Source organism: Pseudomonas sp. FG6, assembly GCF_057809015.1.
Genome location: NZ_JBMDJD010000047.1, coordinates 14,862 through 29,601, shown reverse-complemented (window position 1 = coordinate 29,601; position 14,740 = coordinate 14,862). Strand labels below are relative to the sequence as shown.

Genomic DNA, 14,740 nt, shown 5'->3' with positions numbered 1-14,740 from the left:
GAGGAGGAGGAGGAGGAGGAGGAGGAGGAGGAGGAGGAGGAGGAGGAGGAGGAGGAGGCGCCAACGCGATGGCATGAAGTTCTGAAGCCGGATTGTGTTCGCACAACCCCCCGCGCAGTCGCCTGACTGAAAATCTGCTTGAGCCAGGTCCGAGTCTTGTCTGCCACATTGAACGCCTCGCGCTTTTCGATGCTGGCCTGCAGCTTCGCGCAGTCGGCGCGAGTGATGTGCTCCAGCTGCATCTCACCGAGTGCCGGTAGCAGATCCTTGTCGAGGTAGTCGCGAGTCTTCTTTAGCGTGGCAAGGGGCGGGGGTGGAATCCCAGAAACCAAAAAGCCCGCAATTAGCGGGCTCTAGGGGTGTTGCGTAGACGCTGGTAGTCGTCTATGTACTGCAAATGGTGCCCCGAGGGAGACTCGAACTCCCACTCCTTTCGAAAACGGATTTTGAATCCGCCGCGTCTACCAATTCCGCCATCAGGGCTCAATGGCGGCGAAGTATAGAGAGGTGCCTACCGTTGGTCAATCACGTTTCGTGGTGAATTTTTGATATTTCCGCTAGACTTCCCGGCCCTGCTAGACGAACCCCATCATGCGTGTTGCTGACTTTACCTTCGACCTCCCTGATTCGCTGATCGCTCGCCACCCTTTGGCCGAGCGTCGTGCCAGTCGCCTGTTGACCCTGGACGGGGTCACCGGGGCCATGGCTCACCGTCAATTCACTGATTTGCTTGAGCATTTGCTCCCGGGCGATCTGATGGTGTTCAACAATACCCGGGTGATTCCGGCGCGGTTGTTTGGCCAGAAGGCCTCCGGCGGCAAGCTGGAGATTCTGGTGGAGCGGGTGCTGGACAGTCACCGTGTGCTGGCTCATGTGCGCTCCAGCAAGTCGCCCAAGCCCGGTTCGTCGATCTTGGTCGACGGCGGTGGTGAGGCGCGGATGGTGGCGCGGCACGATGCGTTGTTCGAACTGGAGTTTGCCGAAGAGGTGTTGCCGCTGCTCGACCGTGTCGGGCACATGCCGTTGCCTCCTTACATAGACCGCCCGGACGAAGGTTCGGACCGCGAGCGTTACCAGACCGTGTACGCCGAGCGCCTGGGGGCGGTGGCGGCGCCGACGGCGGGGCTGCATTTCGATCAGCCATTGCTGGAGGCGATTGCCGCCAAGGGCGTGGAGACAGCGTTCGTGACGCTGCACGTCGGCGCGGGGACGTTCCAGCCGGTGCGGGTGGAACGTATCGAAGACCACCATATGCACAACGAATGGCTGGAAGTGAGCCAGGAAGTGGTCGACGCCGTGGCGGCCTGTCGTGCTCGCGGTGGGCGGGTGGTGGCGGTGGGGACCACCAGCGTGCGTTCCCTGGAAAGCGCCGCGCGCGATGGCGTGCTCAAGCCGTTCAGTGGCGACACCGACATCTTCATCTACCCGGGCCGGCCGTTCCATGTGGTCGATGCCCTGGTCACCAATTTCCATTTGCCCGAATCCACGCTGTTGATGCTGGTTTCGGCGTTCGCCGGTTATCCCGAAGCCATGGCCGCCTACAAGGCCGCCGTCGAGCATGGATACCGCTTTTTCAGCTACGGTGATGCGATGTTCATCACCCGTAACCCCGCGCCACGCGGGCCCGAGGAAACAGTATGAGTCGCACCTGTCGCATGTCCTTCGAGTTGCTCGCCACCGATGGCAAGGCGCGTCGCGGTCGCCTGACCTTCCCGCGCGGTACGGTGGAAACCCCGGCGTTCATGCCGGTGGGCACCTACGGCACGGTCAAGGGCATGTTGCCGCGTGACATCGAGGCCATTGGCGCGGAAATCATCCTGGGCAATACCTTCCACCTGTGGCTGCGCCCGGGCATGGAAGTGATCAAGGCCCACGGCGACCTGCACGATTTCATGCAGTGGAAAGGCCCGATCCTGACCGACTCCGGTGGCTTCCAGGTGTTCAGCCTCGGCGCGATGCGCAAGATCAAGGAGGAGGGCGTGACCTTCGCCTCGCCGGTGGACGGCGCCAAGGTATTCATGGGCCCGGAAGAGTCGATGCAGGTACAGCGCGACCTGGGCTCGGACATCGTGATGATCTTCGACGAGTGCACACCGTACCCGGCCGACGAAGACGTCGCGCGGGTGTCCATGGAATTGTCGTTGCGCTGGGCCCAGCGCTCGAAGAACGCCCATGCCGACAACACGGCGGCGCTGTTCGGGATCGTGCAGGGCGGCATGCACCAGGACCTGCGCATGCGCTCGCTAGAAGGCCTGGACAAGATCGGCTTCGACGGCCTGGCCATCGGCGGTTTGTCGGTGGGCGAACCCAAGCACGAGATGATCAAGGTGCTTGATTACCTGCCGGCGCAGATGCCTGCTGACAAACCTCGTTACCTTATGGGCGTTGGCAAACCGGAGGATCTGGTTGAGGGTGTGCGCCGCGGGGTGGACATGTTCGATTGCGTGATGCCAACCCGTAATGCCCGCAATGGGCATCTGTTCATCGACACGGGTGTGTTGAAGATCCGTAACGCGTTCCATCGCCATGATGATTCGCCGCTGGATCCGACCTGCGATTGCTACACGTGCCAGAACTTCTCCCGCGCTTACCTGCATCATTTGGACAAGTGCGGCGAAATGCTGGGGAGCATGCTCAATACCATCCACAATTTGCGCCATTACCAGGTGCTGATGGCTGGTTTGCGTGAGGCTATTCAACAGGGTACATTGGCCGCCTTCGTCGAGGCCTTCTATGCCAAGCGTGGGTTGCCTGTACCGCCCTTGGACTGAGTTTTCCGATCCTAAGATTCAATACTTGCAACTGGAGTGCTAAATGAGCTTTTTTATCTCTAACGCCATGGCTGACGCGGCTGCACCTGCTGCTGCCGGCCCGATGGGTGGCGGTTTCGAGTGGATTTTCCTGGTCGGCTTCCTGGTCATCTTCTACCTGATGATCTGGCGTCCACAGGCCAAGCGCGCCAAGGAGCAGAAGAACCTGCTCAGCAACTTGCAAAAGGGCGATGAAGTGGTCACCACCGGTGGCATCGCTGGCAAGATCACCAAAGTGGCCGACGACTTCGTGGTACTGGAAGTGTCCGACACTGTTGAAATGAAGTTCCAGAAGGGCGCTATCGCGGCCACGCTGCCAAAAGGCACGCTGAAAGCGATCTAAGTAACAACTTCTATTCAATCGACGGGGCGCGCAAGGCGCCCCGCGTCATAAGCGGGCGGCGTGATGCTGAACAAATACCCTCTGTGGAAATATGTACTGATCCTGGCGGTGCTGGCGGTCGGTCTGATTTATTCCGCTCCCAATCTCTACCCGGATGACCCGGCCATTCAGGTCAGTGGCGCAAGCACAGCCTTGCAGGTCACCCAGGCGGATCTGGATCGTGCGAGTGCGGCGCTCAAGGCGTCGAATATCGAGGTCAAGGCAGCCTCTATTGCCGAAAACGGCAAGGGCGGCCTGTTGCGCCTGGTCAAGGCTGAAGACCAGCTGCCAGCCAAGGACGTGGTGCGCAAGGCGTTGGGCGACGATTACGTTGTGGCCCTGAACCTGGCGCAGACCACTCCGCAATGGTTGCGCAAAGTGGGCGCGCACCCGATGAAACTGGGCCTGGACTTGTCCGGTGGTGTGCACTTCCTGCTGGAAGTGGACATGGAAAAAGCCCTCGACGCACGCATGAAAGTCTATGAAGGCGACGTCAAGAGCCTGTTGCGCAAAGAGCGCCTGCGCTATCGCAGCCTGCCGCAGCTCGACGGTGCCATCCAGCTGGGCTTCAGTGATTCCGACACTCGCGAGCAAGCGCGTGCGCTGATTCGCAAGAGCTTCAACGATTTCGACGTTGTGCCTGCCGACCTCAACGGTCAACCGGTGCTGCGTCTGGCGATGACCCCGGCCAAGCTGGCGGAAATCCGCGAATACTCCATCAAACAGAACTTGACCACGGTGCGTAACCGCGTCAACGAGCTGGGTGTGGCCGAGCCGATCGTGCAGCGCCAGGGCGCCAACCGCATCGTGGTTGAGCTGCCGGGTGTGCAGGACACTGCCGAAGCCAAGCGTATCCTCGGCAAGACCGCCAACCTGGAGTTCCGCCTGGCCGCCGAGCCGGGTGCATCCAAGGCCACTTCCGAGAGCTTCGAGTTCCGCGAGGGCAAGCGTCCTGCTGCGCAGATCGAGCGTAGCCTGATCATCACCGGTGACCAGGTGACCGACGCCAAGGCCGGCTTCGACGAGCAGGGTCGTCCACAGGTGAACATTCGCCTCGACGGCCACGGTGGCGAACTGATGAGCCGCGCCACGCGCAGCAACGTCGGTCGCAGCATGGCGGTGATCTTCATCGAGCAGAAGCCGATCACCACCTACACCAAGCAAGTGGTCGACGGTGTCGAGAAAGACGTCGCGGTGCAGGCGTTCAAGGAAGAGAAGAAGATCATCAGCCTGGCGACCATCCAGTCGCCACTGGGCAGCCAGTTCCGCATCACCGGCCTGAACGGCCAGGGTGAATCCTCGGAACTGGCCCTGCTGCTGCGTGCCGGTGGCCTGGCCGCACCGATGTACTTCGCTGAAGAGCGCACCATCGGCCCGAGCCTGGGTGCCGACAACATCACCAAGGGTATCGATGCGTCGATGTGGGGCATGCTGTTCGTGTCGCTGTTCATCATCGCCATCTACCGCTTCTTCGGCATCATCGCCACCGTTGCGCTGGCGGTGAACATGGTGATGCTGCTGGCCCTGATGTCGCTGCTGGGCGCCACGCTGACCCTGCCGGGTATCGCCGGTATCGTGTTGACCATGGGTATGGCGGTGGACGCCAACGTGCTGATCTTCTCGCGGATACGTGAAGAGATCGCCGCGGGCATGTCGATCCAGCGGGCAATCAACGAAGGCTTCGGCCGGGCATTCACCGCGATTCTCGACGCCAACCTGACCACCTTGCTGGTCGGCGGGATTCTCTTCGCCATGGGCACTGGCCCGGTCAAGGGCTTCGCAGTGACCATGTCCCTCGGGATCTTTACCTCGATGTTCACAGCCATCATGGTGACCCGCGCAATGGTCAACCTGATCTTTGGCGGTCGTGACTTCAAGAAGTTGTGGATTTAAGGGGCTGCCATGTTACGTACTATCAACTTCATGGGTGTTCGCAACGTTGCGTTCGCCCTCACCTTGTTCCTGACCGTGCTGGCGTTGTTCAGCTGGTTCCACAAGGGCTTGAACTACGGCCTGGACTTCACCGGCGGTACGCTCATCGAGCTGACCTACGAGCGTCCGGCCGATGTCACCAAGGTGCGTGAGCAGCTGGCGACCTCGGGTTACGGCGAAGCCATCGTGCAGAGCTTTGGCGCGACCACCGACCTGCTGGTACGCATGCCGGGTGAAGACCCGCAGCTGGGTCACCAGGTGGCCGAAGCCTTGCAGAAGGCCGGTGGCGACAACCCGGCCCAGGTCAAGCGCGTCGAGTTCGTCGGCCCGCAAGTGGGTGAAGAACTGCGCGACCAGGGCGGCCTCGGCATGCTGATGGCGCTGGGCGGCATCCTGATCTACCTGGCCTTCCGCTTCCAGTGGAAGTTCGCGGTGGGCGCCATCGTCTCGCTGATCCACGACGTGATCGTGACCGTGGGCATCCTGTCGTTCTTCCAGATCACCTTCGACCTGACGGTGCTGGCGGCGGTGCTGGCGATCATCGGTTACTCGCTCAACGACACCATCGTGGTGTTCGACCGGGTGCGTGAGAACTTCCGTGTGTTGCGCAAGGCGTCGCTGATCGAGAACATCAACATCTCGACCACCCAGACCCTGCTGCGGACCATGGCGACTTCGATCTCCACCTTGCTGGCGATCGCGGCGCTGCTGTTCTTTGGTGGCGACAACCTGTTCGGTTTCTCCATCGCGCTGTTTGTCGGTGTGTTGGCGGGTACTTACTCGTCGATCTACATCGCCAACGTGGTGCTGATCTGGCTGAACCTGAACACCGAGGACCTGATTCCCCCGGCCGCTACCGAAACGGAAGTGGACGACCGCCCATAAGGCTTGTTCCCCGTCCGTCACGGCCCAAAAGGCGCGAGTTGAACTCGCGCCTTTTTTTATGCTCCAAGGCTGGGAGAAGCGCGGGTTAATCCCGCTTGTTATGGCCAGGAGGTTCAAGTGAACAAATCGATGCTGGTTGGTGCGGTATTGGGTGCTGTCGGTGTGACTGCCGGTGGTGCGGTCGCCACCTACAGCTTGGTGAAGAGTGGCCCTGAGTATGCGCAAGTATTGGCCGTGGAACCGGTCAAGACCCAGATCAAGACCCCGCGTGAAGTGTGCAAGGACGTCACCGTGACCCGGCAAGCGCCGGTAAAGGATCAACACCAGATCGCCGGTACGGTGGTCGGTGCACTGGCAGGTGGTCTACTGGGTAATCAGATCGGCGGCGGCACCGGCAAGAAAATTGCCACGGTTGCGGGCGCGGTCGGCGGTGGTTACGCCGGTAACAAGGTTCAAGAGGGTATGCAGGAGCGCGACACGTACACCACCACCCAGACGCGCTGCAACACCGTCAATGACATCAGCGACAAGGTGGTCGGTTACGACGTGCGCTACATGCTCGACGGCAAAGAAGGCAAAGTCCGCATGGATCGCGACCCGGGCAACCAGATCCCGGTGAGCAAGGACGGTCAGCTGATCCTGGGGCAGAACGAACCGGCTCAGTGATCTGACTGTTATAAAAAAAGCACCCATTGGGGTGCTTTTTTTATGCCCGCGTTTCCATGATCCACCATCAATCCGCTGTGGGAGCGGGCTTGCTCGCGAAGGCTATGGATCAGCCTGCACCTGAGTTCAAGGTGTAATCCATTGTGGCGAGGGAGCTTGCTCCCGCTGGGCTGCGTAGCAGACCCAGGATCTTGCGGTCGCTGCGCCCTAGGCGTCGGAGCGAGCGAGCGCAAGCTCCCTCGCCACAGTTCACAGCTGAGCAGGAGGTGTGAGGCTGGCATAAAAAAGCACCCCGAAGGGTGCTTTTTCTGTAGCCAGGTCGCTTAGCGCTTCAGCGAAGCCGGCAGGTGCGGCTGGATGGCGGTCAGCACGGCCTTGAAGCATTTGGTGTTGCCGGCAACGATGTGGCCTTTTTCAAGGAAGTCGTGGCCGCCGGTGAAGTCGCTCACCAGGCCGCCAGCTTCCTGGATCAGCAGGGCGCCTGCGGCCATGTCCCACTCGGACAGGCCCGACTCCCAGAACGCATCGAAACGACCAGCAGCCACGTAAGCCAGGTCCAGACTCGCGGCGCCAGCGCGGCGGATGCCGGCGGTCTGGCCGACCAGGGCGCGGAACATGCCCAGGTAGTTGTCCAGGTTGTCCATCTGGTCATCGCGGAACGGGAAGCCGGTGCCCAGCAGGGCGCCGTCCAGGCTGGTGCGGCCGCTGACACGCAGGCGACGGCCGTTCAGCTGGGCGCCACGGCCACGGCTGGCGGTGAATTCTTCCTGGCGAACCGGGTCCAGCACGACGGCGTGTTCCAGGCGACCGCGGTATTTGCAGGCGATGCTGACCGCGAAGTGAGGGATGCCACGCAGGAAGTTGGTGGTGCCGTCCAGTGGATCGATGATCCACAGGTATTCTTCACCTTCGATGCCGGTACCGGCGTGCATGCCGGTCTCTTCACCCAGGATCGAGTGGTTCGGGTAAGCCTTGCGCAGGGCGTCGACGATTTTCTGTTCGGCGGCGCGATCAACCTCGGACACGTAGTCCTTGGCGTCTTTTTCGTCGACCTTGATGGTATCCAGGCGCTCGATGGAGCGGAAGATCAGTTCACTGGCGCTGCGGGCGGCGCGCAGCGCGATATTCAGCATGGGCTGCATGGATGTGTCACCTAAGGTTGTTAAAGAAAGCCGGGCATTCTATCAGAAAGTTTCCTCAGGAGAAGGTGGGTGTTCGCTTTCATAGCTTAACGGTAGGTGCTTAGGTAAGATTTGCTCCCTTTATCGTGTTCGAGAGCGCTTCCCGTGTTGCACAACATTCGTGTCGTCCTGGTCAACACCAGCCATCCGGGTAACATCGGCGGCGCTGCGCGGGCCATGAAGAACATGGGCCTGTCGCGTCTGGTGCTGGTCGAGCCGCGTGTGTTCCCCCATCACGAAGCCGACGCCCGGGCCTCGGGGGCCAATGACATCCTGGCCGGTGCCCAAGTGGTCGACACGCTGGAAGATGCCCTGGTGGGCTGCAACCTGGTGCTCGGCACCAGCGCCCGTGACCGGCGCATTCCCTGGCCGTTGCTCGATCCCCGCGAGTGCGGGACCAAAGTGGTCGAGGAGGCCGCGCAAGGCTTTGAGATCGCCCTGGTGTTCGGCCGTGAAGACTCCGGCCTGACCAATGAAGAGCTGCAGCGATGTCACTTCCACGTGCATATCCCTTCCGACCCTGAGTTCAGTTCCTTGAACCTGGGGGCGGCGGTGCAGGTGTTGAGCTATGAAGTGCGCATGGCCTGGCTGGCAGCCGAAGGCAAGCCAAGCAAGGTGGAAAAAACCGAGGTGACGTCGCCACGCAGTGAGACACTGGCGACCATGGATGAACTGGAGCGATTCTACGGCCACCTGGAACAGACCCTGGTGGACATCGAATTCCTCGATCCGGAGAAGCCGCGGCACTTGATGGCGCGCCTGCGCCGGTTGTACGGACGAAGCTCGGTCAGCCGGGCGGAGATGAATATATTGCGCGGCATCCTCACGGAAACCCAGAAAGCGGCCCGTGGCGAGCTGATTAAGCGGAAGGAATAAAATGTTCGATCGTTTGCGTGAAGATATCCAAAGCGTTTTCCATCGTGACCCGGCGGCGCGCAATGCCTTTGAAGTGCTGACTTGCTACCCGGGCATGCATGCGATCTGGCTGCACCGGCTCTCCGGTGCCTTGTGGGGCATGGGCTGGAAGTGGCTGGCGCGCGTGGTTTCGAACTTCGGTCGCTGGCTGACCGGGATCGAGATCCACCCGGGCGCGAAGGTGGGGCGCCGGTTCTTCATCGACCACGGCATGGGCATCGTCATCGGTGAAACCGCCGAAATCGGCGATGACGTGACGTTGTACCAGGGCGTGACCCTGGGCGGCACCAGTTGGAACAAGGGCAAGCGCCACCCGACGCTGGGCGACGGTGTGGTGGTGGGGGCCGGCGCCAAGGTGCTCGGGCCGTTCACAGTCGGCGCGGGGGCGAAAGTCGGCTCCAACGCCGTGGTGACCAAGGCAGTGCCACCGGGCGCGACCGTGGTGGGTATTCCGGGGCGGGTCATCGTCAAGTCCGATGACGAACAGGATGCCCGGCGCAAGGCCATGGCCGAGAAGATCGGCTTCGATGCCTACGGTGTCGGCGAAGACATGCCCGACCCGGTGGCTCGTGCCATCAATCAATTGCTCGATCACCTGCAGGCCGTTGATGGTCGCCTGGAGGGGATGTGCGGGGCGCTGAAGGAACTGGGTAGTAATTACTGTGCCAAGGACCTGCCTGAATTGCGTGAGGAAGATTTTGCCTGTGTGAAGGATAAGGATCAGAGTCAGGCCAGCTAGACCGAGGCGCCTGCATCGCGGGCAAGCCTTGCTCCCACAGGGGCCGCACTGATACCAGTGGGTCGATGTGGGAGCAAAGCTTGCTCGCGATGAACGATCACGCGGTATCGCTGTCACCCCCGCCCAGCCTTTGTTATCATGCGCCCGCTGTTTCGCGAGTAAACCCGAGTATTCCACTAGGTCTTATAGTTGACTTAAATACTCGGGAATTGCATACTCGCACCCATTCCGAACTCTGTGGTAACTGTCCATGCGACTGACTACAAAAGGCCGATACGCCGTGACCGCGATGCTGGATCTGGCATTGCATGCGCAGCACGGGCCGGTGTCCCTGGCCGATATCTCCGAGCGCCAGGGCATTTCCCTGTCTTATCTTGAACAGCTGTTTGCCAAGCTGCGCCGCAGTAACCTGGTCTCCAGTGTTCGCGGCCCTGGCGGCGGCTACCAATTGTCGCGCGACATGCAAGGCATCCAAGTCGCCCAGGTGATCGATGCGGTGAACGAGTCGGTCGATGCGACCAAATGCCAGGGGTTGGGCGATTGCCATGGCGGCGATACTTGCCTGACCCACCATCTGTGGTGCGACCTCAGCCTGCAGATCCACGAATTTCTGAGCGGTATCAGCTTGGCTGATCTTGTAACCCGCCGTGAGGTGCAAGAAGTAGCCCAGCGTCAGGACCAGCGCCATTGCAATGGCAAGGCGCCGCACCTGGACAAGATTGAAGCGTCCGCCGTCGAATGACCGCCGCAGAGCACGCGGAACGCCAGCCAGCCTGATTTAGGAGAGAGTCCATGAAATTGCCGATTTACCTTGATTACTCTGCGACCACCCCGGTTGATCCGCGTGTCGCGCAAAAGATGAGTGAATGCCTGCTGGTCGACGGAAACTTCGGTAACCCGGCGTCGCGCTCCCACGTATTCGGCTGGAAAGCCGAGGAGTCGGTCGAGAACGCCCGTCGCCAAGTCGCCGACCTGGTCAACGCCGACCCGCGTGAAATCGTCTGGACCTCCGGTGCCACCGAGTCCGACAACCTGGCAATCAAGGGTGTCGCGCATTTCTACCACACCAAGGGCAAGCACCTGATCACCTCCAAGATCGAGCACAAGGCTGTCCTGGACACCATGCGCCAACTGGAGCGTGAAGGTTTCGAAGTGACCTACCTCGAGCCCGGTGAAGACGGCATCATCACCCCGGCCATGGTCGAGGCTGCGCTGCGCGACGACACCATCCTGGTTTCGATCATGCACGTGAACAACGAGATTGGTACCGTCAATGACATCGCAGCCATCGGCGAACTGACCCGTTCCAAGGGCATCCTGTTCCATGTCGACGCGGCCCAGTCCACCGGCAAGGTCGACATCGACCTGTCCAAGCTGAAAGTCGACCTGATGTCGTTCTCCGCCCACAAGACCTACGGCCCTAAAGGCATCGGCGCGCTGTACGTGAGCCGCAAGCCGCGTGTTCGCCTCGAAGCGACCATGCACGGCGGCGGTCACGAACGTGGCATGCGTTCCGGCACCTTGGCGACCCACCAGATCGTTGGCATGGGCGAAGCCTTTCGCGTTGCCAAGGAAGACATGGCCGCCGAAAACGTGCGCATCAAGGCCCTGAGCGATCGCTTCTACAAGCAGGTCGAGCACCTTGAAGAGCTCTACGTCAACGGCAGCATGACCGCCCGCGTTCCGCACAACCTGAACCTGAGCTTCAACTATGTTGAAGGCGAGTCGCTGATCATGGCGCTCAAGGACCTGGCCGTGTCGTCCGGTTCGGCGTGCACCTCGGCGTCCCTCGAGCCTTCCTACGTGCTGCGTGCCCTGGGCCGCAACGATGAACTGGCCCACAGCTCGATCCGCTTCACCTTCGGCCGTTTCACCACCGAAGAAGAAATCGATTATGCCGCGCAGAAAGTCTGCGAGGCCGTGACCAAGCTGCGCGCTCTGTCGCCGCTCTGGGACATGTACAAAGACGGTGTCGACATCTCGAAGATCGAGTGGGCGGCGCACTGAAGAAGTCGCCACCAGAGCGGCTCACTGATGAGGATTGAAGTAAATGGCATATAGCGAAAAGGTCATCGACCACTACGAGAACCCGCGCAACGTCGGCAAGATGGACGCGCAGGATCCTGACGTCGGCACCGGCATGGTCGGCGCCCCGGCCTGCGGCGACGTCATGCGCTTGCAGATCAAGGTCAACGAGCAGGGCATCATCGAAGACGCCAAGTTCAAGACCTATGGTTGCGGCTCGGCCATCGCCTCCAGCTCCCTGGCGACCGAGTGGATGAAGGGCAAGACCCTTGATGAAGCCGAAACCATCAAGAACACCCAGCTCGCCGAAGAACTGGCCCTGCCGCCAGTGAAGATTCACTGCTCGGTACTCGCCGAAGACGCCATCAAGGCGGCCGTTCGCGATTACAAGCAGAAGAAAGGCTTGATCTGACCTGTGTACAGGTAAGGAGTTTGCATGGCTATCCAGATGACAGAAGCCGCAGCTAAACATGTGCAGCGCTCCCTCGCGGGGCGCGGCAAGGGCGAGGGTATCCGCCTGGGTGTTCGCACCACGGGCTGCTCTGGCCTTGCCTACGTGCTGGAATTCGTCGACGAAGTGGGCGAAGACGACCAGGTGTTCGAGAGTCATGGTCAGAAAGTGATCATCGACCCGAAAAGCCTGACGTACCTGGACGGCACCGAGCTCGATTTCGTCAAGGAAGGGTTGAACGAAGGCTTCAAGTTCAACAACCCCAACGTGCGCGGTGAATGTGGCTGCGGCGAAAGCTTCAACATCTGAGGCGGCTCGTGGGAACTCCTTGTCATTTTGCTTTGTTCCAATTGCAGCCCGCTTTCCAGCTGGATCTTGAGCAGTTGTCCGCGCGATATCTGGAATTGGCCCGTGGGGTCCATCCGGATCGCTATGCCGATGCCCCCGAGGCTGAGCAGCGGCGGGCGCTCGAACTGTCGGCCAACCTCAATGAGGCGTACCAGACACTCAAGCATCCAGCCAAGCGCGCACGATACCTGCTTGCCATCAGTGGCCATGAGCTGCCCCTGGAGGTCACGGTCCACGATCCCGAGTTTCTTCTGCAGCAGATGCAGTGGCGCGAAGAGCTCGAAGACTTGCAGGACAGTGCCAACCTGGCGGGCGTCGCGGCGTTCAAGCGCCGTTTGAAAGATGCCCAGCAGACACTGAATGAAAGCTTCGCGGCTTGTTGGAGCGACGCTGCGCAACGCGAACAGGCCGAACGCCTGATGCGGCGCATGCAGTTCCTCGACAAGCTCACCTACGAAGTGCGCCAGCTGGAAGAGCGCCTCGACGATTAACCCAGTGCCGCTCCGGTCGCACGCCTGATTACAGATAAGTCCAGATTACGATGGCCCTACTGCAGATCGCTGAACCCGGCCAAAGTCCACAACCGCACCAGCGTCGCCTGGCCGTGGGAATCGACTTGGGTACCACCAATTCCCTGGTCGCTGCGTTGCGCAGCGGTCTTTCCGAGCCGCTGGCCGATGAGCAGGGGCGGGTGATCCTGCCCTCTGCCGTGCGTTATCACGCCGATCGCGTCGAAGTGGGCGAGTCGGCCAAGCTGGCCGCTTCAACCGATCCGCTGAACACCATCGTGTCGGTCAAGCGCCTGATGGGGCGCGGTCTTTCCGACGTCAAACAACTGGGTGATCAACTGCCCTATCGCTTTGTTGGCGGCGAATCCCACATGCCTTTCATCGAAACCGTGCAGGGGCCGAAAAGCCCGGTCCAGGTTTCGGCCGATATCCTCAAGGTGCTGCGCCAGCGTGCCGAAGCGGCTCTGGGTGGCGAGCTGGTGGGGGCAGTCATCACCGTCCCGGCCTATTTCGACGAGGCTCAGCGCCAAGCCACCAAGGACGCGGCCAAGCTGGCCGGCCTGAACGTGCTGCGCCTGCTCAACGAGCCGACTGCCGCTGCCGTGGCGTATGGCCTGGACCAGCACGCCGAAGGCCTGGTCGCGATCTACGACCTGGGCGGCGGCACATTCGATATCTCTATCTTGCGCCTGACTGGCGGCGTCTTCGAAGTCCTGGCCACCGGTGGCGACAGCGCCCTGGGCGGCGATGACTTCGATCATGCCATTGCCGGCTGGATCATCGAAAACGCGGGCCTGTCCGCCGACCTCGATCCGGGCGCGCAACGCCATTTGCTGCAAACCGCCTGCGCCGCCAAGGAGGCCTTGACCGACGCGAGCAGTGTTGAAGTGGTGTACGGCGACTGGAAAGCCTCGTTGAGTCGCGAAACCTTCAATGCGCTCATCGAACCGATGGTCGCCCGCAGCCTCAAGGCCTGCCGTCGCGCCGTGCGGGATTCCGGGGTGGAGCTCGAAGACGTGAAGGCGGTGGTCATGGTCGGCGGTTCGACCCGTGTGCCTCGGGTGCGCGAAGCCGTCGCCGAAGCCTTTGGTCGCCAGCCGTTGACCGAAATCGACCCGGACCAGGTGGTCGCCATTGGCGCCGCGATCCAGGCCGATACCCTGGCCGGCAACAAGCGCGATGGCGGCGAGCTGCTGCTGCTCGACGTGATCCCGTTGTCCCTGGGCCTGGAAACCATGGGCGGCCTGATGGAAAAGGTGATTCCGCGCAACACCACCATCCCCGTCGCGCGTGCCCAGGACTTCACCACCTATAAAGATGGCCAGTCCGCCATGATGATCCACGTGCTGCAAGGCGAGCGTGAACTCATCAGCGACTGCCGCTCCCTGGCCCGTTTCGAATTGCGCGGCATCCCGGCCATGGTGGCCGGTGCGGCGAAGATCCGCGTGACGTTCCAGGTCGACGCCGACGGCTTGCTCAACGTCTCTGCACGCGAGCTGGGTTCGGGCGTCGAGGCCAGCATCCAGGTCAAGCCGTCCTACGGCCTGACCGACGGTGAAATTGCCCGGATGCTCAAGGATTCGTTCCAGTACGCCGGCGACGACAAAGTGGCCCGCGTGCTGCGTGAGCAGCAGGTCGATGCCCAGCGCCTGGTCGAAGCCGTACAAGCGGCCCTGGAGGCCGACGGCGAGCGTTTGCTGGACGCCGAGGAGCGCATGGTTATCGAGCTGCAGATGCAGGAATTGGCCGAATTGATCAAGGGCACCGATGGCTATGCCATCGAGCAGCAGACCAAGCGTCTGTCGCAAGTCACCGATGCGTTTGCCGCCCGTCGCCTGGACTCCACAGTCAAGGCCGCCCTGGCGGGACGCAACCTGAATGAAATCGAGGAGTAACT

Annotated in this window: 16 protein-coding genes and 1 tRNA gene; 14 read left to right on the top strand and 3 right to left on the bottom strand. The window is 61.3% G+C overall.

Annotated elements, in window-relative coordinates; translation table 11 throughout:
* Both ACODSJ_RS22575 and ACODSJ_RS22570 read right to left on the bottom strand, forming a co-directional pair.
* A partial coding sequence (locus tag ACODSJ_RS22575; RefSeq protein ID WP_489103852.1) for a phage integrase central domain-containing protein occupies positions 1 to 332 on the bottom strand: 332 nt, incomplete at its 3' end.
* Between the two features lie 66 nt (positions 333 to 398).
* Positions 399 to 483 (bottom strand) — tRNA-Leu (locus ACODSJ_RS22570).
* Between the two features lie 108 nt (positions 484 to 591).
* Here ACODSJ_RS22570 and queA point away from each other — a divergent pair.
* From queA to ACODSJ_RS22540, 6 genes are all read left to right on the top strand, one after another.
* A complete protein-coding gene (gene queA / locus ACODSJ_RS22565; RefSeq protein ID WP_489103851.1) occupies positions 592 to 1,641 on the top strand; it encodes a tRNA preQ1(34) S-adenosylmethionine ribosyltransferase-isomerase QueA in 1,050 nt (349 codons plus the stop codon).
* A 14-nt stretch (positions 1,642 to 1,655) separates the two neighbouring features.
* On the top strand, positions 1,656 to 2,771 hold the full coding sequence (gene tgt, locus ACODSJ_RS22560; RefSeq protein ID WP_489103853.1) for a tRNA guanosine(34) transglycosylase Tgt: 1,116 nt from the start codon (positions 1,656 to 1,658) through the stop codon (positions 2,769 to 2,771).
* Between the two features lie 43 nt (positions 2,772 to 2,814).
* Positions 2,815 to 3,153 carry a preprotein translocase subunit YajC gene (yajC, locus tag ACODSJ_RS22555; RefSeq protein WP_003197982.1) on the top strand — a complete coding sequence of 113 codons (339 nt, stop codon included), beginning with the start codon at positions 2,815 to 2,817 and terminating at the stop codon, positions 3,151 to 3,153.
* 63 nt (positions 3,154 to 3,216) lie between these two features.
* On the top strand, positions 3,217 to 5,085 hold the full coding sequence (gene secD / locus ACODSJ_RS22550; protein WP_489103850.1) for a protein translocase subunit SecD: 1,869 nt from the start codon (positions 3,217 to 3,219) through the stop codon (positions 5,083 to 5,085).
* A 9-nt stretch (positions 5,086 to 5,094) separates the two neighbouring features.
* Positions 5,095 to 6,009: a protein translocase subunit SecF gene (gene secF / locus ACODSJ_RS22545; RefSeq protein WP_489103849.1), complete on the top strand. Its 915-nt coding sequence runs from the start codon at positions 5,095 to 5,097 to the stop codon at positions 6,007 to 6,009.
* Between the two features lie 117 nt (positions 6,010 to 6,126).
* Positions 6,127 to 6,675, top strand: a complete 549-nt coding sequence (locus tag ACODSJ_RS22540) for a glycine zipper 2TM domain-containing protein (protein ID WP_489103848.1) — start codon at positions 6,127 to 6,129, stop codon at positions 6,673 to 6,675.
* 323 nt (positions 6,676 to 6,998) lie between these two features.
* Here the strand turns inward: ACODSJ_RS22540 and suhB are convergent, their stop codons facing one another.
* Entirely contained in the window at positions 6,999 to 7,817 is an 819-nt protein-coding gene (suhB, locus tag ACODSJ_RS22535) for a type III secretion system regulator SuhB (RefSeq protein ID WP_003185165.1), read from the bottom strand.
* Between the two features lie 144 nt (positions 7,818 to 7,961).
* On the opposite strand from suhB, the gene trmJ reads away from it, so the two are divergent.
* The 8 genes from trmJ to hscA all read left to right on the top strand — a co-directional run bounded on the left by trmJ (position 7,962) and on the right by hscA (position 14,738).
* Positions 7,962 to 8,732, top strand: a complete 771-nt coding sequence (gene trmJ, locus ACODSJ_RS22530; RefSeq protein WP_489103847.1) for a tRNA (cytosine(32)/uridine(32)-2'-O)-methyltransferase TrmJ — start codon at positions 7,962 to 7,964, stop codon at positions 8,730 to 8,732.
* A gap of 1 nt (position 8,733) precedes the next feature.
* Entirely contained in the window at positions 8,734 to 9,510 is a 777-nt protein-coding gene (gene cysE, locus ACODSJ_RS22525; protein WP_489103846.1) for a serine O-acetyltransferase, read from the top strand.
* A gap of 250 nt (positions 9,511 to 9,760) precedes the next feature.
* Positions 9,761 to 10,252 carry a Fe-S cluster assembly transcriptional regulator IscR gene (gene iscR, locus ACODSJ_RS22520; RefSeq protein ID WP_489103845.1) on the top strand — a complete coding sequence of 164 codons (492 nt, stop codon included), beginning with the start codon at positions 9,761 to 9,763 and terminating at the stop codon, positions 10,250 to 10,252.
* Between the two features lie 50 nt (positions 10,253 to 10,302).
* On the top strand, positions 10,303 to 11,517 hold the full coding sequence (locus tag ACODSJ_RS22515) for an IscS subfamily cysteine desulfurase (RefSeq protein ID WP_489103844.1): 1,215 nt from the start codon (positions 10,303 to 10,305) through the stop codon (positions 11,515 to 11,517).
* A 43-nt stretch (positions 11,518 to 11,560) separates the two neighbouring features.
* The gene (gene iscU, locus ACODSJ_RS22510) at positions 11,561 to 11,947 is read left to right on the top strand and encodes a Fe-S cluster assembly scaffold IscU (RefSeq protein ID WP_003185157.1); all 387 of its coding nucleotides are present in this window, start codon (positions 11,561 to 11,563) and stop codon (positions 11,945 to 11,947) included.
* Positions 11,948 to 11,971: 24 nt separating this feature from the next.
* On the top strand, positions 11,972 to 12,295 hold the full coding sequence (gene iscA / locus ACODSJ_RS22505; protein WP_030139597.1) for an iron-sulfur cluster assembly protein IscA: 324 nt from the start codon (positions 11,972 to 11,974) through the stop codon (positions 12,293 to 12,295).
* A gap of 8 nt (positions 12,296 to 12,303) precedes the next feature.
* Entirely contained in the window at positions 12,304 to 12,825 is a 522-nt protein-coding gene (gene hscB / locus ACODSJ_RS22500) for a co-chaperone HscB (RefSeq protein ID WP_489103843.1), read from the top strand.
* 50 nt (positions 12,826 to 12,875) lie between these two features.
* Complete coding sequence (gene hscA, locus ACODSJ_RS22495; protein WP_489103842.1) at positions 12,876 to 14,738, top strand: Fe-S protein assembly chaperone HscA; 1,863 nt, start codon at positions 12,876 to 12,878, stop codon at positions 14,736 to 14,738.
* Positions 14,739 to 14,740 lie beyond the last annotated feature (2 nt).